The sequence below is a fragment of the Anaerobacillus sp. 63XJN7_5_ISO-PGPR-S23-430 genome (genome assembly GCF_056173695.1).
The window spans coordinates 2,925,778-2,945,839 of record NZ_CM149686.1 but is presented as its reverse complement, the minus strand read 5'-3'; the positions used below and the strand labels follow the sequence as shown (position 1 = coordinate 2,945,839).

The window sequence follows — 20,062 nt, the reverse complement described above, 5'->3', positions numbered from 1 at the left end:
AATGTAAGATATTATAAGGGGGAGACTAGATGTCTGAAGAATTAACAAGAGAACCAGCGTCAATTGTTGATATAGAGAAATCACTTCGTATGGTTGCTGGTATTATTAAACAACATGGACGGGAACTTTTGAGTGAATTTTCCATTACACCTCCTCAATTTCTTGCGCTCCAATGGCTTTCTGAATACGGTGATTTAACTATTGGAGAACTGTCTAATAAAATGTATCTTGCCTGTAGTACGACGACGGATCTCGTGGATCGTATGGAAAAAACGGAGCTAGTAAAACGAGTGAAAGACCCACACGATCGACGAGTCGTACGAATTCATATATTAGATAAGGGAAATGAAATAATTAAAAAAGTGATTCATAAAAGACAGGTCTATTTGGAAAACATTACCCAGAAATTCTCGGGGGATCAAGTAAAAGCACTTGAAGAAAGTTTGCATTTACTTTATGACGAAATGAAAAAGAACTAACTGGACCGGTAAGTAGAGAGGCGAAATATTTTGAAGAAACCAATCGGGGTTATTGATTCAGGTGTTGGCGGACTAACGGTAGCAAGAGAGATTATGCGACAGCTACCAAAAGAAGAAATTGTTTATTTAGGTGATACAGCAAGATGTCCTTATGGGCCAAGAACGGTTTCTGAGGTGAGGCAGTTCACCTGGGAAATGACGAATTACCTATTAGAGCAATACCATATTAAAATGCTCATTATTGCTTGTAATACTGCGACCGCTGTCGTTCTTAAAGAGATTCAAGATGAACTATCTATCCCCGTAAGAGGTGTTATTCACCCTGGAGCAAGAAGTGCTTTGAAAGAAACGACAAATAAGTATATTGGAGTAATTGGAACGACTGGTACTGTAAAAAGTCGAGCTTACGAGTACTCCCTTAAAGCTATTGATAATGATATTAAAGTGGAAAGTCTTGCGTGCCCTCCCTTTGTGCCGCTGGTCGAAACCGGAAATCTGAACAGTGAAGAAACGTATCAGACTGTCAGAAGCACGCTTGCCCCATTGATGAATAAAGGAATCGATACCCTGATATTAGGATGTACACATTATCCATTATTAGAATCAGTGATTCAATCAGTCATGGGAGACGATACAGCCATTATTTGTTCAGGCGATGAAACAGCATATGAAGTGAGTGGTATTCTAGAGTACAGTTCACTTTTATATACAGGTGATGAACGTCCATCGCATACATTTCTTACAACTGGATCAATTGACAACTTCGCTAGGATTGCGAGCCATTGGCTCGATTATCCTGTAGCTAATGTTGAACGTATCGAACTCTAATCTATCAAAGATTAGAGTTTTTTTAGTTATCAAAAAATTAATCTTTCTCAAAAAATTTCTAGAAATCACCAAGGTTCAATATCGTAGCCAATTTTTGAAGCTCGTATCTCTCCTAATAAATGATAAAACAAGTTATTCAAATTACTCAGGTATAAATTGAAATATAACTCGTATAAATGGTAGTACAAACCATCCGGGGAGGGATAGCTATGCGTTTACGCGGAATTGGGTTCGCGCTATTGTTGCTTTCATGTATATTAACAATATCTGGTTGCGGTTTCGGTTTTGAAAAATCATTAAAGGAAATCGATCCTCCTAAAGTCGATTATGTAAAAGATGGAGAACAGATGGAGGATAATGAGACAGGTGCTACAAAAGAAGGTGAAGTAGAAGAAGCGACGGGTGAAGAGGCGGCTGATGAAGCCAATGGAATGACGACTCGTCAACTCTATTTACTTGATGCCAATGGAATGGTTGTGCCACAGAGCGTTCAACTTCCTGCCGTAGAAGGTGCTGCAAAGCAAGCGTTAGAATACCTTGTTGTTGATGGTCCAGTGACAGAAATGCTTCCTAACGGTTTTAAAGCTGTGTTGCCTGCTGGAACTGTTATCCAGGGCGTTGATCAAGTTGATGAAACGGTGGTTGTGGATTTCTCAAATGAGTTTAAAGATTATGCTGCAGAAAATGAGAAACAAATTCTTGAGGCTGTCACTTGGACATTAACTCAATTTGACGGAATTGAGAAGGTGAAAATTCAAATCAATGGCTATGATCAACAGGAAATGCCTGTGAATGGGACGCCAATCGGTGAGAGTGTTAGCAGGGCAAATGGGATTAACCATGAGATGGGTAATGTGGTTGATGTTTCCAATAGCGAAGATGTAACCGTCTATTTCATGGCTCAAAGTGAAGACTATGCATACTACGTCCCAGTTACAAAACGGATGGAAGGCGTCTCGGATGATGTGCGAGGCGTATTGAAAGGACTAATGGAAGGACCGGCAGTTCATTCCGGCTTATTTAGTCAACTATCTAAAGACGTAAAATTATTGAAGGCTAAAGAGGAAGATGGTTTATTAACGCTAGATTTTAATGAAGCGATCTTAACTGGATCAGAAGAGATGGTTATTCAGAAAGATATTATAAATAGTCTGGTTCTTTCGTTAACCGAGAAGGAAAGCATTAGTGAAGTAGCTATTACTGTTGATGGTCACCCAGAAGTCATTGATGAAGCTGGTAATGCTTTGTCAGAACCAGTTTCAAGGCCAGTAGACGTTAACAAAGTGGGTTTTTAAAATAGAATATGATACGATTAAGAGGCAGGTGTACTGCCTCTTTTTCTATTTAAATGAAGGTTAGTTAGGCTTATTACGTTTAAATTCATGGGTCATCTAAAATTCAGTAACGTTTATTAACATAGTCTAGAAAAGATAAAAGGTAGTTTCATTAAATGGTTATGATTTAGTAATGAAAGAGATGGGGAACAGGAGGAAGAGTATGAGAATTGATGGACGTAAGGAAGATGAGCTTAGAGCGATACATATTGAAAGAGATTATATAAAGCATCCGGAAGGTTCTGTATTAATTACTGTAGGAGATACAAAAGTGATTTGCTCTGCATCAATAGAGGATCGCGTACCACCTTTTATGCGAGGACAGGGGAAAGGGTGGATTGCAGCCGAGTATGCTATGTTGCCAAGAGCTACTGAACAAAGAAACATTCGTGAATCAAGTAAAGGAAAAGTTGCTGGTCGCACAATGGAGATTCAGCGTCTAATTGGAAGAGCACTTCGTACGGTAGTTGACCTTGAAGCGCTTGGAGAACGCACGATTTGGATTGATTGTGATGTGATTCAGGCAGATGGCGGCACTCGAACTGCTTCTATTACTGGCGCATTTGTAGCACTTGCACTGGCTGTAGAAAAAGGTATGAATCGAAAGCAAATTAAGAAAATGCCATTAACTGATTTTCTTGCAGCCACTTCGGTAGGAATTGATCAAGGTGGAACGGCTTTATTGGACCTTTGCTATAAGGAAGATTCCTCAGCTCATGTGGATATGAATATTGTTATGACTGGTAGTGGGGAATTCGTGGAACTACAGGGAACAGGTGAAGAAGCAACGTTTAATATGAATCAATTAAATGAAATGCTTGCGCTAGGTAAAGATGGTGTTGAGAAATTGATTCAGAAGCAAACAGAAGTGATCGGTGAGTTTGCTTCAAAAATAAAGGAGGAATCTACGGACGATGCGTAAACTTCTTATTGCATCAAAGAATGAAGGTAAAGTAAGGGAATTTAAGAGAAGGTTCGAGTCAGAAGAGCTTACTGTAGTTTCTTTATTGGATCTCGAAGACGCGCCTGACGTGGCAGAAACTGGTCATACTTTTGCGGAGAATGCCGTACTAAAAGCCGAAGCCATTATGAAATTAACAAACCAACCGGTTATTGCGGATGATTCTGGGCTTGTCATAGATGCACTTGATGGTGATCCCGGGGTTTATTCGGCTAGATATGCAGGACTCGATAAAAATGATGAAGCAAACATGGACAAAGTTCTCGAAGAAATGAAGAATGTACCTGAAGAAGATCGTGGAGCTTCTTTTCAATGTATTCTAGCGGTCGCCATCCCTGGTCAAAACACGGAAGTTTTTTCGGGTTCATGCAATGGGACAATTGCTTTTGAACGTTCTGGAAACTACGGGTTCGGATATGATCCGATTTTCTACCTGCCTTCATACGGTAAAACGATGGCTGAACTTTCTCCTGAAGAAAAAAATGCTATCTCACATAGAGGACAAGCTCTTGATCGTTTAGAAAAGGGATTTAAGGATTTATTTTAAAACATATGGATAACTAATGATTTGAACTCGTTGAATATACGGCTTCTTTGCCTGAGTTAACATTAATAGCATTCATGACTCGACTCTAAATTGAAGAGGTGACGTGAGATGAAAGTTCTAGTTGTAAGTGATAATCATAGTTCTAAGGAAGAATTGCAGAATCTTGTAGAGAGACATCAAAATGAAGTCGAATGTATGATCCACTGTGGAGATTCAGAATTTGATTATGATGCATCTGAAATGCTACCTTTTCAGGTGAGAGTGAGTGGAAACTGTGATTACGACCATCGTTATCCAGATGAATCGGTCGATAAAGTAGGGGACAAAACTGTTTTTACGACCCATGGACATTTATATAATGTGAAAATGACGTTAATGAAATTGCAGTATAAAGCTGAAGAAGTACAAGCGGATCTTGTTTGTTTTGGTCATTCTCATGAGGTCCTATCTGTATATGAGGAAGGAACACTGTTTCTTAATCCTGGTAGTGTCAAACTTCCGAGAAAACCGCCGATTCAAACTTATGCGATTGTAGAATGGTCTGAAAATGATGTTAGCGTGACGTATCGTGATGAAACTGGGGAAATAGTAGAAGATCTTTCAAAAATATTTTCTCTCACTTAAGAAAAAACACAGCGAAGGCTGTGTTTTTCTAGTTTTTCTATTGACATTATTTTTGATATTCGTTATATTAATAAATGTCGCTACAAACTAAACAATGTCCCAGTAGCTCAGTAGGATAGAGCAACAGCCTTCTAAGCTGTGGGTCGGGAGTTCGAATCTCTCCTGGGACACCATATCTATAACGTAAAGGCATTTATCATTGTGATAAGATGGCTTTTTTTTTTATACTTTGAGCTGTGTGAATGAACGTTGTTGATTTTTGGCTTATTTTCACGATGTGAAAATAAGGTTTCACTTGAATGAGCCCAAAACGACATTTCATCAATATAACCTAACATAGCTTACACATTAATGAGTACGTTCAGAAACGGTGCTGTACTGTGACTTGCTTTCAGGGGAACAATCACTTATCGTAGCGCTTTACTAATAGAGCGTGTTAAACAATAAACAAGCGGGAATAGAACCTGTAACGTGCTTCAACTTGAGTTTACAGGTGGATACTGATAAACTGATACCTAATCGTAGCTGCGCCTTTCCTGCTGTAAACTCTTTTAATAGAGAATATAAGAGAGTGGAGCGATTACGTCATGGATAAAGAAAAGCATGAGAGGAAAATAGTTTATTTTCCAAACGTGGCAGGCAAGCTTGTCGAAAAAGGAATGGCAGCACTTAAAGCTAAAGAAATTAAAGAGGCACATAAACATTTTAGTCAGCTACTTGAAATCGAACCAGATCATCCTCAAGGGAATTTTGGAATGGTCCTAAGCCTGGTTGAAATGGGCGATTTAAAAGAAGCATCTGAACGCTGTGAAACAATGATGCAGCAGGGTATCGGGGACTATTACGACATTTTTCAAGTATACATATCAATTTTAGTTCAGCTTGGAAAGTATCAGAATGTAGTTACGATGATCGAAGCGGTATTGCAAGAAAATCAACTTCCGTCAAATATAGCGGAATCGCTCTATCAGCTATTGCATTTCAGCAGGCAAATGACGAGTTATGATATCGATTCTGACGATGAGTTTGAAACTGTCCAAGAGGAAGATGCAGACAAGCTAATTGCTTATTTAGAAAGCAATAAGACGGAAAAACAGTGGTTGGCTATACAGAAACTGAGCGCTGTTAATGAGAAAAAGTCTATTCCAGTTTATCTTACATATTTAAATGCAACAGATAAGGATCCCCTCCTTAAAAGCCTGGTGTTACAGGTTTTAAGAGAAAAAGAGTTGAATCAAGAAGTTATCGTACATAAGTTTGGAAGAGAGATTACTGTAAATCCTTCCGAATTGAAGGATATTTTTCTGCAGGACTTTTCTTTAAGCGTTAAATCGAAACTTTCTCATGTGGTGGAACAGAAAAACCCAGCTCTTTTTGAGATGTGTATGCAAATTTGGTGGCATTATTTGTTCGCCATTTCGCCATTTGAAGCCGAACCATCGAACAGTGCTGTTTGGGCGGCAGCTGTTCATAAAGTGGCTTCTGAAATGAATGGTGAAGACTTGTTAAATGAGGAGCTTAGCGATTATTATGAAGTTAAGTCTTCAGAATTTGAGGTGGCTGCAAATCGGATCATGAACATTGAAAATCAGCCATTTTATCGCCCGTTTGAGTAGAAATACATGGAAATAGAATGTTTTGCCTTGCGATCATTCGGGAACATAGGTAAGCTGTACTATGGTTACGCGGTTTACAATCATACCGTATGTGTTGAAAAGTAACTGTTCTATGTTATAATAAAATGGTTGCAAACCCATATTTACTAGTAAAAGAGACCGTTTAAAAGACAGCAGACGCTTTTATACTCCAAAAGGCGTCATCTTTTTTAAACGCTCGATTAGTGGAAATATATTTATTGTTGGAGGTAATGTGTAAATGACTGCAAATTGGGAAAAGCTTGAAGGTAATCAGGGCGTTCTTACAGTAGAAGTAGACGCTACTGAGGTTAATAGTGCGCTGGACGAAGCGTTCAAAAAAGTCGTGAAACAGGTTAATGTACCTGGATTCCGTAAAGGTAAAATGCCACGCTCTCTTTTCGAAAAGCGTTTTGGTGTAGAATCTCTTTATCAAGATGCTCTTGATATTATTCTTCCTAAAGCTTATTCAGAAGCTATCGATGAATCTGGTATCGAGCCAGTTGATCGTCCGGAAGTAGACGTGGAGCAAATGGAAAAAGGTCAAAACTTGATCTTCAAAGCAACAGTAACTGTTAAGCCTGAAGTAAAACTTGGCGAATACAAAGGTCTTGAAGTTGAAGAACAAGAGACAAGCGTTACAGATGAAGAAGTGGAAGCAGAGCTTAAGTCACTTCAAGAAAAGCAAGCTGAGCTTGTTGTTGTTGAAGATGGAGAACTTCAAGAAGGCGATACAGCAGTAATCGACTTCGAAGGTTTCCTTGGTGAAGAACCATTTGAAGGTGGACAAGGCGACAACTATTCATTAGAAATTGGTTCAAACACTTTCATTCCTGGCTTTGAAGAGCAACTAATTGGTGAGAAAGCTGGTGCTGAGAAGGAAGTAACAGTTACTTTCCCTGAAGAGTATCATGCTGAGAATCTTGCTGGTCAAGAAGCGACATTCAAAGTTAAAATTCACGACATTAAGCGTAAAGAACTTCCTGAGCTTGATGATGAGTTCGCTAAAGATGTAAACGAAGAAGTAGAATCACTTGATGAGCTTAAGAAAACAACGAAAGAAAATCTTGAGAAACAAAAAGCAGAAGATGCTGATGTTCAAAAGAAAGACACGTTGATTGAAAAAGCTACTGAAAACAGCGAGATTGACCTTCCATCCGCTATGGTAGATGCAGAAGTTGACCGCATGCTTCAAGAATTTGAACAGCGTCTTCAACAACAAGGTATGAACCTTGAAATGTACTACCAGTTCTCTGGTCAGGATGAAAAAGCACTTCGTGAGCAAATGCAAGAAGACGGTGAAAAGCGCGTGCGTACTAACCTAACTCTTGAAGCAATTGCTGAAGCTGAAAATGTGGAAGTTTCTGAAGAAGAAGTGAATGAAGAACTTTCTAAAATGGCTGCAATGTACAACATGGAAGAAGAACAAATTCGTTCAATGCTTACTATGCAGGGCGGCACTGATGCACTTAAAGGTGACCTACGCATCCGTAAAGCAATCGATGTTCTTGTAGACAACAGTAAAAAAGCTTAATACAAGCTATTAGATTGGCTTATTTAAAACAAGGCGCTTAATCGCGCCTTGTTTTTACAAAAAGAAGTAGTAATGAAATGTAACAAATTTGCTAAACATAGTAGTAAGACAAAGAACTTGATACATAATAAGCTTTAAAGAGTCGTTTTATTTCGTATCCTTTTGCGTTATATGATACAATTTCATTACATAAATAGGATGAGAAACCAGTGGTGGATGCCCGTTAAGATTACTTCATGAGTAATTAAAGTTCAATTGGACTGACGGAGTTCCTTTGCAGATAGACCTACTCGGATTTCATCGAGATCAAAGGTTAGGGGTGAATTCATGTTTAAATTTAACGATGAAAAAGGACAACTTAAATGTTCTTTCTGTGGTAAAACGCAGGATCAAGTCCGTAAGTTAGTAGCAGGACCAGGTGTTTATATCTGTGATGAGTGTATTGAATTATGCACTGAGATCGTTGAAGAAGAACTTGGAACTGAAGAAGAGGTGGACTTCAAAGAAGTACCGAAACCTCATGAAATTTGCCAAATTCTTGATGACTATGTCATTGGGCAGGAAAAGGCGAAAAAATCACTTTCAGTAGCCGTTTATAATCACTATAAGCGTATTAATGCATCATCTAAACCTGATGATGTTGAGCTTGCGAAAAGTAATATTGCACTAATTGGACCAACAGGGAGCGGTAAAACGCTTCTCGCACAAACGCTAGCTAGAATTCTGAATGTGCCTTTTGCTATTGCGGATGCTACTTCATTAACTGAAGCTGGGTATGTTGGGGAAGATGTTGAGAATATTCTTCTTAAACTCATTCAAGCTGCAGATTACGATGTAGAAAAAGCTGAAAAAGGGATCATCTACATTGATGAAATTGATAAGGTAGCTCGTAAATCTGAGAATCCTTCTATTACACGTGATGTTTCTGGTGAAGGTGTTCAGCAAGCGCTACTCAAAATTCTTGAAGGTACAACTGCTAGTGTGCCTCCGCAAGGTGGACGTAAGCATCCTCATCAAGAATTTATTCAAATTGATACAACAAATATTCTCTTCATTTGCGGGGGAGCGTTTGATGGAATTGAACAAATTATCAAGCGTCGTCTTGGTAAGAAAATTATTGGATTTAGTGGCGAAGCAAAACAAGAAGATCTTAAACCAGGTGAATACCTAGGTAAGGTTCTTCCTGAAGACCTCCTTCGTTTTGGACTGATTCCTGAATTTATTGGCCGTCTTCCGGTTATTGGAAGCCTTGAGCCTCTAGACGAAGAAGCACTAGTAGAAATTCTTACAAAACCTAAAAATGCATTAGTGAAGCAATATCAAAAACTTCTTGAACTTGACGATGTTGAACTGGAGTTTGAAGATGATGCACTAGTAGAAATTGCGAAACAAGCAATTGAAAGAAAAACTGGTGCACGTGGACTTCGATCGATTATTGAAGGAATTATGCTTGATGTTATGTATGACCTTCCTGCTCGTGAAGAGATTAAGAAGTGCGTTTTGTCAGCTTCTACAGTAAGTGAGAAGACTACGCCTAAATTGATTCTCGAAGATGGTTCTGTTATCGACGAAGATAAGAAATCACCTAAAGAAAGTGCATAATTTCAAAGCCAATCGCCTGCGGGTGATTGGCTTTTTTGTGAGATGCCCTATCCAATTTGTGGATTGCCGGTTTATGGAACGAAACCTCAGGAGATACTAGTTCTATTGATCAATCTTCAGGAGGTAGGAGTATGAATTGGACAGGGATAGCACTTGCGATACAATTATTTTTTGGAATAGTGATCGGATTGTATTTCTGGAATTTGCTTCGAAATCAGCGAACCCAGAAAGTTTCAATAGATAAAGAATCGCGAAAAGAAATGGAGCATTTACGTCGATTAAGAAGTATTTCGCTAAGCGAACCGCTATCAGAACGTATTCGGCCAACTGGGTTTTCTGAAATTGTTGGTCAAGAAGAAGGGATTCGTACGTTAAGAGCCGCCATCTGTGGACCTAATCCGCAGCACGTGATTATATATGGACCGCCTGGGGTAGGCAAGACAGCGGCCGCCCGCCTCGTTCTAGAGGAAGCTAAGCGAAACCGTGGAACGCCTTTCAAAAATTCAGCCGTTTTTGTAGAACTAGATGCTACTACGGCCCGCTTTGATGAAAGAGGAATTGCTGATCCTTTAATTGGTTCTGTTCACGACCCTATTTATCAAGGTGCGGGAGCTATGGGGCAGGCAGGCATTCCTCAGCCAAAGCAAGGAGCTGTTACGAATGCGCATGGAGGGATTCTCTTTATTGATGAAATTGGAGAGCTTCATCCCATTCAAATGAACAAGCTGCTAAAAGTTCTAGAGGATCGAAAAGTGTATCTTGAGAGTGCTTATTATAATGAAGAAAATACAAATATTCCTAACCATATACACGACATTTTCCAAAATGGATTACCAGCAGATTTTAGAATGATTGGAGCGACTACGAGAACTCCAGAAGATATTCCGCCGGCCATTCGTTCTAGATGTATGGAAGTTTATTTCCGTGAGCTGAGCCAGGAAGAAATCGCTCATATAGCGACTAGAGCAGCGAAGAAATTAAACCTTACGCTCGATAACGATGGTATTGAGCGGGTTAGTCGCTATGCTAGAAATGGTCGTGAAGCGGTTAACTTAATGCAAATTGCGGCAGGACTGGCGATTACAGAAAATAGAGGAAGCATTACTGCGGCAGATATGGAATGGGTCATCCATGCCAGTCGACTTACGCCGAGACCAGAAAGAAAAATCCCTCTTTCCCCAGCAACAGGTGTTGTTAATGGGCTCGCAGTTTATGGACCAAACATGGGAGCTTTACTTGAAATTGAAGTGACAGCCGTTAAAGGGAAACTAGAAAAAGAAGGCTCTGTTACTATTACAGGTATTGTTGAGGAAGAAAGCATCGGGAATCAGTCAAAGTCGATTCGAAGAAAGAGCCTTGCGAAATCTTCTGTTGAAAACGTTATGACCGTATTAAAGTCGATGGGGATACCAGTGGGGGCTTATCATCTACATATTAACTTTCCTGGAGGTGTTCCTGTAGATGGTCCCTCAGCAGGGGTTGCTATTGCGACAGGTATATACTCTGCTGTTAAGGGAAGTCCTGTTAATCATAAAGTTGCAATGACTGGCGAAATTAGCATTCATGGGTTTGTTAAACCTGTCGGGGGCGTTTTTGCCAAAGTAACAGCTGCACGGGATGCTGGTGCTGAATTAGTCCTCATCCCATATGAGAATAATGAAGAAATGCTGAAAGTCATAAAAGGTATTACTGTAGTACCGGTAAAACATCTGTCAGAAGTATTTGACGCAGCCTTTATGATTGAAAAAGCGCAAGAATTTCCTTCCATTGTAATAGGAAAATCCCAGCCCGGAAGTTAGGGGGCGGGGATTTTCTTTGTGCATTGAAGAAAAGTTAAAGAAAAAGGTGAAATAAATTAGATCAGCTAACATAGCTAAAAAAGACTGCCAGGCGCGTTTTTCTATTGTAAGTAAGTTTTTTTGGAGTTTGAGCAGGGATGATTAGACAAGTAGAAGAAACTTAGGATACAATGAAGTACAACTTATCAATAGAATAAGCTCGGATAATTGCGAATCATAACGTTTTTTAGTTTGTTGTCTGGAGGTGCCGTGATTGAAGAATGAACATAAAACATTGCCATTGCTGCCTTTAAGAGGTTTGCTTGTTTACCCATCAATGGTTTTACATCTTGATGTAGGACGTGAGAAGTCTGTACAAGCACTTGAGAAGGTTATGATGGATGACCAGAAAATTTTTCTATCTACACAAAAAGAGGTGGAAATTGAAACACCTGAAGTAAAAGATATCTACGAAATTGGAACACTTGCAACGGTTAAGCAAATGCTGAAATTGCCAAATGGCACAATAAGAGTGCTTGTTGAAGGGCTCCAACGAGGAAAAATTGTAGAATTTAAAGATACAGAAGAGTTTTATGAGGTTGAAGTAGAGCAAATTAATGAAAGCGCAGATAAGAATGTTGAAGAAGAGGCATTAATGCGAACAGTTCTTGATTTATTTGAACAATACATTAAAGTTTCGAAGAAAGTGACCGCGGAAACATTTGCTTCTGTAAGTGATATCGAGCAGCCCGGACGGCTTGCTGATATTATTGCTTCTCATCTTTCATTAAAGATTCGCCAAAAGCAAGAAATTCTAGAAACCTATAGTTCACAAGAACGATTAAATAAGCTGATTGAAATTCTTCAAAATGAAAAAGATGTAATCGATCTTGAAAAGAAAATTGGTCAGCGTGTAAAACGGTCGATGGAGAAAACACAAAAAGAGTATTATCTTCGCGAACAAATGAAGGCGATTCAAAACGAACTGGGTGAAAAAGAAGGTAAAACTGGTGAGATCGCAACACTGAAAGAGAAAATTGAAGAAGCGGATATGCCCGAATCCGTTCAAGAAATGGCGTATAAAGAGCTTGATCGGTATGAGAAAATTCCGCAAAGCTCTGCTGAAAGTTCTGTTATTCGTAATTATATTGATTGGTTAATTCAAGTACCCTGGTCAAAAGAAACGACGGATAACCTAGATATTAATCATGCAGAAAAGATTCTTGATGAAGATCATTACGGTCTTGAGAAAGTAAAAGAACGTGTGCTAGAATATCTTGCTGTTCAGCAACTCACCAAATCGCTCAAAGGACCAATTCTTTGTCTTGTTGGACCACCTGGTGTAGGTAAAACATCACTTGCAAGATCTGTCGCTCGTTCCATTGGACGAGAGTTTGTGCGAATTTCTCTTGGTGGTGTGCGTGACGAGGCTGAAATACGAGGTCATCGTAGAACCTATGTTGGAGCTATGCCAGGTCGAATCATCAGAGGGATGAAAAAAGCAGGCACTGTTAACCCTGTTTTTCTATTAGATGAAATCGATAAAATGTCTAATGACTTCCGTGGTGATCCATCATCTGCCTTATTGGAAGTGCTTGATCCGCAACAAAACAACACATTTAGTGATCACTATATTGAAGAGCCGTATGATCTGTCGAAAGTGATGTTCGTAACAACAGCTAATAATCTTGCAACGATACCGGAACCACTTCTTGATCGTATGGAAGTCATTCAAATTGCAGGGTACACTGAAATTGAAAAAGTGAATATTGCTAAGAATTATCTTGTACCAAGACAGCTTGAAGAGCACGGATTGAAAAAAGGAAATCTTCAGCTCAGAGAAGAGAGTCTTTATAAGCTTGTGCGTCACTATACGAGGGAAGCTGGTGTTCGTAATCTTGAGCGCCAAATTGCTACGGTTTGTCGAAAAGCAACGAAATTAATTGTTTCAGGTAAGAAAAAACGCGTTATTGTTACTGAAACTATGCTTGAAGAGCTGCTTGGACATCCGAAATTTCGTTATGGTGAAGCTGAGAAGGAAGATCAAATTGGAACGGCCACGGGTCTAGCTTATACGACGGCTGGTGGAGACACCCTTGCTATTGAAGTTTCCCTATCACCTGGTAAAGGTAAGCTCATTCTAACAGGGAAACTTGGCGATGTGATGAAAGAATCAGCTCAAGCTGCGTTTAGTTATATTCGCTCTAAGTCAGAAGAGCTATCCATTGACCCGTCGTTCCATGAGTCGAACGACATTCATATTCACGTACCAGAAGGGGCTACTCCAAAAGATGGTCCATCAGCAGGGATTACAATTGCCACGGCTCTTGTATCCGCATTAACAGGCAAGGCTGTTCGAAGAGATGTAGGGATGACCGGTGAGATTACGTTACGTGGACGTGTTCTGCCGATTGGTGGACTTAAAGAAAAATCGCTTAGTGCGCATCGAGCTGGTTTAACCACTATCATCATGCCAAAGGAAAATGAAAAAGATCTGGATGATATTCCAGAAAGCATTCGCAAAGATTTAACATTCCTTCCAGTCTCACATTTGGATGAAGTGTTAAAAACCGCACTTGTGGGGGAGAATAAATGAAAGTAACGAAATCAGATTTTATAATTAGTGCTGTTAAGCCAGAGCAATATCCTGTAGATGGTTTACCTGAGATTGGCTTAGCTGGCCGATCTAACGTAGGGAAATCTTCTCTTATTAACACGCTAATTAATCGAAAGAATCTTGCTAGAACATCACAAAGACCTGGTAAAACCCAAACGCTTAATTTTTATTTGATTAATGAGCTTTTGTATTTTGTGGATGTTCCTGGTTATGGCTTTGCTAAAGTATCCAAGAAAGAAAGAGATGCCTGGGGGCGTATGATTGAGACTTATTTAACTGATCGAGATCAGCTTAAAGCGGTCATTCAAATTGTTGATTTACGTCACTCTCCATCTAATGATGATGTCGTGATGTACGACTGGTTAAAGCACTATGAAATACCAGTAATTGTTGTAGCGACGAAATCGGATAAAATCCCTAAAGGAAAATGGGATAAACATTTAAAAGTTGTTAACCAGACGCTGAAAATTGAACCATCCGACAAGCTCGTCACGTTTTCTTCTCATACTGGACAAGGTAAAGAAAATGTATGGGGTGCAATTAAATCTTATTTGTAGTTATCAAGCCCGGTCAATAGATCGGGTTTTTCTTTATGATTATTTTTCAGATAATTAGCAATTTAAGGTTTTTAATTCAAATAGAAAGGGAATGGAAATAAAATGAAGCAAACAGAAGGATATAGAGGCTGGTTTTCTGTTATCCACTCTTAGGAGGAATTAGGAGGTGTACAAGCCACAAGTCAGAATTGATAGAAATGTCTAAAAATTGGTATTATAAAAGTATCGCAGTTTACATAATCATAACTGCAAGTTTGAAAAGTCGTTCAAGGGGGACACGTGATGATGAAAAGAAAATGGAGTTTTCTAACCGCAATAATGTTATTGTTTGTGCTTGTTTTAGCCGCTTGTGGAGGGAACGAAGAAGAAAGTGGATCATCTGGTTCTGAAGGAGACGACGGTCTAGAATTAACAGAAGACGGTAAATTCAGCTACGTCGTTTCGGGTGAATTCCCACCGTTTAGTACAGTAGATAAGAATGGAGATCTTGATGGCTTTGACGTAGCAGTTGGTAAAGCCATCGCAGAAAAGTTAGATCTTGAACCCGCTGTAGAGAAATTTAAATTTAGCGGTATGGTATCGGCCATTCAGTCAGGTCGTTATGATGCGGCAGTAGCTAGTCATACGATTACGGATGAGCGTAAAGAAGCAGTTAATTTTAGTGAACCATACTACTATTCGGGACCTGTACTTTATGTTCAGCCTGGGAGCGATATTAAGAGTGTAGAAGATCTAAGTGGCAAAGATGTCGCTGTATCTAAAGGTTCCACTTACGAAAAATCAGCCGAAGAGTACACTGATAAGATTTCAAATTACGATAGTGATCAAACTGCACTGCGTGCATTAAGTGAAGGAAAGCATGATGCAGTTATTACAGATGACATTACAGGTAAACAAGCAATCGAAGAAGGTTTCAAGATTGAGAAGGTTGAGCAACTTGGTACAAGTGAACAAGCTGTTGCCATTAAGAAAGAGAACTCAAATCTTCTTGAAGCCGTTAACAAAGCTTTAGAAGAGTTAAAAGAAGATGGAACACTAACAAAGCTAAGTGAGGAATACATCGGAGTAGACATCACCCAGAGTCCTGACAGTGAGTAAGGAAAAGGAATGTGTGCGATGTGCGCACATTCCTTTTTTTAACCTGTTACGTTACCGAATTCTAAGGAGCTGATCGCACTTGCCAACTTTTGCTCATTTTTTTGAAACATTATTAGAAAGCTACCCAGTTTTCTTTGAAGGTTTATGGCTAACGATTCGAGTTACATTTGTATCTGTTTTGATAGCTGTTTTTATTGGACTGTTTTTTGCACTTTTTAAAATATCTCAATCAAAAATACTTAATTGGATTGCGAATGTGTATATCGCTGTCATTCGAGGTACACCACTTATTGTGCAAATCTTTATTTTCTATTTTGGTTTAACTGAATTCAACATTCCGAAATTCTGGGCTGCTTCGATCGGACTTGCTCTCCATAATGGGGCTTATATTGCAGAGATCTTTCGAGGTTCGATTCAATCAATCGACAAAGGTCAGATGGAAGCAGGACGCTCTCTTGGAATGAGTCATACTCTTGCTATGAGACGGATTATCCTTCCACAAGCATTCAGACGAGCACTTCCGCCACTGGGTAACCAATTTATCATTGGTTTGAAAGATTCCTCTCTAGCAGCCTTTATTGCTCTACCAGAATTGTTTAGCGTTGCGACTACGCAGGGAGCAAGAACGTTTGATGAAATGACGTATTTACTTATAGTTGCTGTATATTATCTTGTGTTGGTTCTAATCTTTACGTTCTTAGTTAACCTTCTTGAGAAACGACTATCAGCTAGTGATTAAGAAACCAGAGAGGTGTTAGAAATGGCCGAAAAAGCTGAAATGATTCGAGTAGAGAAATTGAACAAATCCTTTGGTGACCTCCATGTCCTTAAGGATATTGATCTTGAAGTTAATGAAAGTGACGTTGTTGTTCTGATTGGAGCTAGTGGTTCAGGTAAAAGCACATTGCTACGCTGTATGAATTTTCTTGAAATCAAGAATAGCGGGAATGTCATCATTGAGGGTGAAACAATCGATCCTAAAAGAAATGATCTAAATAAAGTAAGGCAGCGTGTTGGAATGGTATTTCAACATTTCAACTTATTCCCCCATAAATCCGTTTTAGAAAACGTTATCGAAGCACCGTTAATGGTTAAGAAATTGAAGCGTGCTGAGGCTGAGAAAGAAGGCAAAGAACTTCTTGCGAAAGTAGGGCTAGCTGATAAAGCAAATGTGTATCCGAACAAACTTTCAGGTGGGCAAAAGCAGCGAGTTGCAATAGCACGTTCACTCGCGATGAAGCCAGACATTATGCTTTTTGATGAGCCGACTTCGGCGCTAGATCCTGAACTTGTAGGAGAGGTTCTTTCAACTATGAAGGAATTAGCGAAAGAGGGAATGACCATGGTGGTGGTCACACATGAAATGGGCTTTGCACGCGAAGTGGGAGACTGGGTCGTATACATGCACGACGGTAAAATTGTAGAGAAGGGTCACCCGAACGAACTGTTCAACGATCCAAAAGAACAGAGAACACAAGACTTTTTAAGTTCAATTCTATAAAAAAGTAAGGAGCTGCTGCTCCTTACTTTTTTTTTGTTACAAGATAGATACCGATTGCAATTAAAGCAAGAGGCCAGAATTTTCCTACGAAAGAAAAAGTAGTCGTAAGCCAAATTTCTAACCCGGTGTATAGAAGTTCAATAATGGATATGGCAAGTAGAATTAAACCTGGAATGAGGCCTGTTTTCTTGGTCTTATAATATGTAACGAGATAGGCAGCACTTAATATAAGGGTATACATGCCCCAGCTGTCTGGCCAGATAGCGAGTTTATTGACGAAGTAGAAATGGACACCAAGGCCAAGTAGGAGTACTCCAGGAAAAAGCATGTTTCCTTCTCTCGCAATAAAGCCTTGAATCATCATCGCTACACCGATAACGATTAGGATTATTTGCCAATTCATTAGTTGTTCAGAAAAAGGCAGATTTAACGTTTGTGAGAGATAATAAAGGCCGATTCCAATAAATAAAACACCCGGAAAAATACTTTGACGTTTCAATGAAAATCCTCCTATTGTCAGAAATACGCATTTTTTGCTATACAATTGATTTTCTGGTACATTAATAGTTGTATGACTACTAATAATATGCAGAGATAATACTTTCTTCATCATATCATAATTGCTTTCATAGTCTGTTCACATTTCATAACTCTGTGAGTTTTGTCACATGTTACAATAATTAGAGACGGTATGATAGCAAAAGATTAGTTTTAGCTAACAATTTTTTGGGGGTGGAACGATGCACATCCTGGTCGTAGGGTTGAACCACAAAACAGCCCCTGTTGAAATACGAGAGAAACTTTCCTTTCAGGAGAACGAATTGCCTGAAGCGCTAGATAAGTTGCGTCACTCTAAAAGTATTCTAGAAGCGGTGATCTTATCAACATGTAACCGTACAGAGTTATATGTTGTTGCTGATCAGCTTCATACAGGGAGATATTATTCAAAAGCTTTTCTATCTGAATGGTTTGGAATTGAGAAAGAAGAATTTTCACCATATCTAGTGATTCGCGAAAACGATGCGGCAACAGAACATCTTTATCGTGTAGCCGCTGGACTTGATTCGCTTGTCATCGGGGAGACGCAAATCCTTGGACAAGTTCGTGATGCTTTCTTGCTTGCTCAGGATTCAGAGACAACAGGAACGATTTTTAACCAGCTTTTTAAACAAGCGATTACTCTTGCTAAACGATCACATTCCGAAACCGAAATTGGAGAAAATGCCGTTTCGGTGAGCTATGCTGCGGTCGAATTAGCCAAGAAGATCTTTGGTGGACTTCAAAATAAACACGTTGTCATTCTTGGCGCAGGCAAAATGGGGGAACTCACTGCTAAGAATTTGCAAAGCAACGGTGTAGACCAAGTGACGGTCGTAAATCGAACGCTTGAGAAAGCGACAGAGCTTGCTTCGCGTTTTAAAGGACAGGCTCGTTCTATGGATGAAGTAGAAACTGCGCTTGCTGATGCAGACATTCTAATCAGTTCAACAGGCTCAACAAGTTATGTTCTAACAGAACAAAATGTCAAACCTCTACTTAAAAAGCGAAGAGGTCGTCCATTGTTTATGGTAGATATTGCTGTTCCAAGAGATCTAGATCCATCACTTAATAATATGGACTCTGTTTTCTTATACGATATTGACGATCTAGAAGGGATTGTCGAAACAAACATTGCAGAGCGTAAGAAGGAAGCAGAGAAAATTGAACTTATGATTGAAGAAGATCTAGTTCAATTTAGAGATTGGCTCAATACACTTGGAGTTGTACCGATGATTACAGCATTACGTACGAAGGCACTTGCGATTCAAGCAGAAACAATGAATAGTATTGAACGCAAACTGCCTAATTTAACAGATCGGGAACGAAAAGTATTGAGTAAGCATACGAAAAGTATAGTGAACCAGCTGCTACGTGATCCTATAGTGCGAGTGAAGGAGATGGCTGCAGAGCCAAATGCAGAAGAGTCGCTTGAGATCTTCACTAAAATATTTGCGATTGAAGAAGAGATTGAGAGAGAACTCCATAAGCAAAGAGTGAAAGAAAACGAAGAAAAAAGACAGCATGAATCCGTTGACTACTCCCCTTTATTACAGGTATCGCAGTTGCGCTCCTAGGAGAGGAGACATGATTTGTGACGAACGCCAGCTGGCTTTATGATATAACGATATTACTTTATGCACTTAGTGTACTTGGGTATTTTATTGATTTCTTGCAGAACAACCGGAAAGTAAATCAGTTTGCTTTCTGGTTGCTTTCTATTGTCTGGATCCTGCAAAGTGCGTTTCTTGTAACGCAGATTATTGAAATTGGCGGCTTCCCGATTTTAACACCTTTTGAGGGGTTATTTTTTTATGCGTGGGTGATTGTCTCACTATCACTCTTAATTAATTGGTTTTTTCGAGTCGATTTCTTTGTCTTTTTTGCAAATGTACTCGGTTTCAGTATCATGGCCATCAACTTATTTGCTACTCGAGAGCAGGCATCGAGTTTACTCACAGAACAGCTTATGTCTGAGCTTTCGATTATTCATATTACGATGGCTTTCTTATCATATGGAGCATTTTCACTTTCCTTTATTTTCTCGATTATGTATTTAACTCTCTATCAAATGTTAAAAGGCAAGAAGTGGAGCAAACGACTGAGAAGATTTGGGGATTTGTCACAGCTTGAGAAATTGTCTTATTTATGTAGCGTTCTGGGTGTGCCGCTTTTGTTACTGAGCCTGATTTTAGGAATCGTATGGGCGATCTTGAAAGTAGATACATTCAGCTTACTGGATGCAAAGGTTATTATCTCTTTCTTTGTTCTTGGCGCATATAGTACGTATTTATATCAAAAGGTAGCTAGAGATATGGAAGGGAAATCCCTTGCTTTATGGAACGTAGCGGCGTTTCTTATCGTTTTAATTAATGTCTTCCTTTCTGGAACATTTTCAGAATTCCATTTCTGGTATGTATAAGGGGAGCAC

18 protein-coding genes and 1 tRNA gene are annotated in these 20,062 nt (G+C 39.3%); 18 read left to right on the top strand and 1 reads right to left on the bottom strand.

Going from position 1 to position 20,062, the window contains the following annotated elements; all coding sequences use genetic code 11:
• Positions 1-29: 29 nt before the first annotated feature.
• From AC0VYJ_RS15555 to AC0VYJ_RS15480, 16 genes are all read left to right on the top strand, one after another.
• The gene (locus AC0VYJ_RS15555) at positions 30-479 is read left to right on the top strand and encodes a MarR family winged helix-turn-helix transcriptional regulator (protein WP_194219366.1); all 450 of its coding nucleotides are present in this window, start codon (positions 30-32) and stop codon (positions 477-479) included.
• 30 nt (positions 480-509) lie between these two features.
• The gene (gene racE, locus AC0VYJ_RS15550) at positions 510-1,307 is read left to right on the top strand and encodes a glutamate racemase (RefSeq protein WP_303532037.1); all 798 of its coding nucleotides are present in this window, start codon (positions 510-512) and stop codon (positions 1,305-1,307) included.
• A gap of 209 nt (positions 1,308-1,516) precedes the next feature.
• Positions 1,517-2,602 carry a GerMN domain-containing protein gene (locus AC0VYJ_RS15545; RefSeq protein ID WP_475365569.1) on the top strand — a complete coding sequence of 362 codons (1,086 nt, stop codon included), beginning with the start codon at positions 1,517-1,519 and terminating at the stop codon, positions 2,600-2,602.
• Between the two features lie 202 nt (positions 2,603-2,804).
• A complete protein-coding gene (gene rph / locus AC0VYJ_RS15540) occupies positions 2,805-3,563 on the top strand; it encodes a ribonuclease PH (RefSeq protein ID WP_194219369.1) in 759 nt (252 codons plus the stop codon).
• Positions 3,556-4,149, top strand: a complete 594-nt coding sequence (locus AC0VYJ_RS15535; RefSeq protein WP_475365568.1) for an XTP/dITP diphosphatase — start codon at positions 3,556-3,558, stop codon at positions 4,147-4,149. The genes rph and AC0VYJ_RS15535 overlap by 8 nt, the downstream gene beginning before the upstream one ends.
• A 108-nt stretch (positions 4,150-4,257) precedes the next feature.
• Entirely contained in the window at positions 4,258-4,773 is a 516-nt protein-coding gene (locus tag AC0VYJ_RS15530; protein ID WP_475365567.1) for a metallophosphoesterase, read from the top strand.
• A 96-nt stretch (positions 4,774-4,869) separates the two neighbouring features.
• Positions 4,870-4,946: transfer RNA gene (locus AC0VYJ_RS15525), tRNA-Arg, on the top strand.
• Positions 4,947-5,360: 414 nt separating this feature from the next.
• Positions 5,361-6,389: a tetratricopeptide repeat protein gene (locus tag AC0VYJ_RS15520; RefSeq protein ID WP_475365566.1), complete on the top strand. Its 1,029-nt coding sequence runs from the start codon at positions 5,361-5,363 to the stop codon at positions 6,387-6,389.
• A gap of 259 nt (positions 6,390-6,648) precedes the next feature.
• Positions 6,649-7,941 carry a trigger factor gene (gene tig / locus AC0VYJ_RS15515; protein ID WP_194219373.1) on the top strand — a complete coding sequence of 431 codons (1,293 nt, stop codon included), beginning with the start codon at positions 6,649-6,651 and terminating at the stop codon, positions 7,939-7,941.
• Between the two features lie 327 nt (positions 7,942-8,268).
• A complete protein-coding gene (gene clpX, locus AC0VYJ_RS15510; protein WP_194219374.1) occupies positions 8,269-9,543 on the top strand; it encodes an ATP-dependent protease ATP-binding subunit ClpX in 1,275 nt (424 codons plus the stop codon).
• A gap of 131 nt (positions 9,544-9,674) precedes the next feature.
• The gene (gene lonB / locus AC0VYJ_RS15505; protein WP_475365565.1) at positions 9,675-11,342 is read left to right on the top strand and encodes an ATP-dependent protease LonB; all 1,668 of its coding nucleotides are present in this window, start codon (positions 9,675-9,677) and stop codon (positions 11,340-11,342) included.
• 253 nt (positions 11,343-11,595) lie between these two features.
• Positions 11,596-13,917, top strand: coding sequence for an endopeptidase La (gene lon, locus AC0VYJ_RS15500; protein ID WP_194219376.1), 2,322 nt, complete (start codon positions 11,596-11,598; stop codon positions 13,915-13,917).
• Complete coding sequence (gene yihA / locus AC0VYJ_RS15495; RefSeq protein WP_194219377.1) at positions 13,914-14,495, top strand: ribosome biogenesis GTP-binding protein YihA/YsxC; 582 nt, start codon at positions 13,914-13,916, stop codon at positions 14,493-14,495. Before lon ends, yihA begins: the two co-directional genes overlap by 4 nt.
• A gap of 282 nt (positions 14,496-14,777) precedes the next feature.
• Complete coding sequence (locus AC0VYJ_RS15490) at positions 14,778-15,593, top strand: transporter substrate-binding domain-containing protein (RefSeq protein ID WP_430243993.1); 816 nt, start codon at positions 14,778-14,780, stop codon at positions 15,591-15,593.
• Positions 15,594-15,672: 79 nt separating this feature from the next.
• Complete coding sequence (locus tag AC0VYJ_RS15485; RefSeq protein ID WP_160918640.1) at positions 15,673-16,332, top strand: amino acid ABC transporter permease; 660 nt, start codon at positions 15,673-15,675, stop codon at positions 16,330-16,332.
• Positions 16,333-16,353: 21 nt separating this feature from the next.
• A complete protein-coding gene (locus tag AC0VYJ_RS15480) occupies positions 16,354-17,094 on the top strand; it encodes an amino acid ABC transporter ATP-binding protein (protein WP_276511803.1) in 741 nt (246 codons plus the stop codon).
• A 22-nt stretch (positions 17,095-17,116) separates the two neighbouring features.
• On the opposite strand, the gene AC0VYJ_RS15475 is transcribed toward AC0VYJ_RS15480, so the two are convergent.
• A complete protein-coding gene (locus tag AC0VYJ_RS15475; RefSeq protein ID WP_475365564.1) occupies positions 17,117-17,593 on the bottom strand; it encodes a LiaI-LiaF-like domain-containing protein in 477 nt (158 codons plus the stop codon).
• Positions 17,594-17,834: 241 nt separating this feature from the next.
• Between AC0VYJ_RS15475 and hemA the strand changes: the two genes are divergently transcribed.
• Both hemA and ccsA read left to right on the top strand, forming a co-directional pair.
• Positions 17,835-19,208 carry a glutamyl-tRNA reductase gene (gene hemA, locus AC0VYJ_RS15470; protein WP_475365563.1) on the top strand — a complete coding sequence of 458 codons (1,374 nt, stop codon included), beginning with the start codon at positions 17,835-17,837 and terminating at the stop codon, positions 19,206-19,208.
• Positions 19,209-19,225: 17 nt separating this feature from the next.
• Entirely contained in the window at positions 19,226-20,053 is an 828-nt protein-coding gene (gene ccsA / locus AC0VYJ_RS15465) for a cytochrome c biogenesis protein (protein ID WP_194219380.1), read from the top strand.
• The last annotated feature ends 9 nt before the right edge of the window (positions 20,054-20,062 follow it).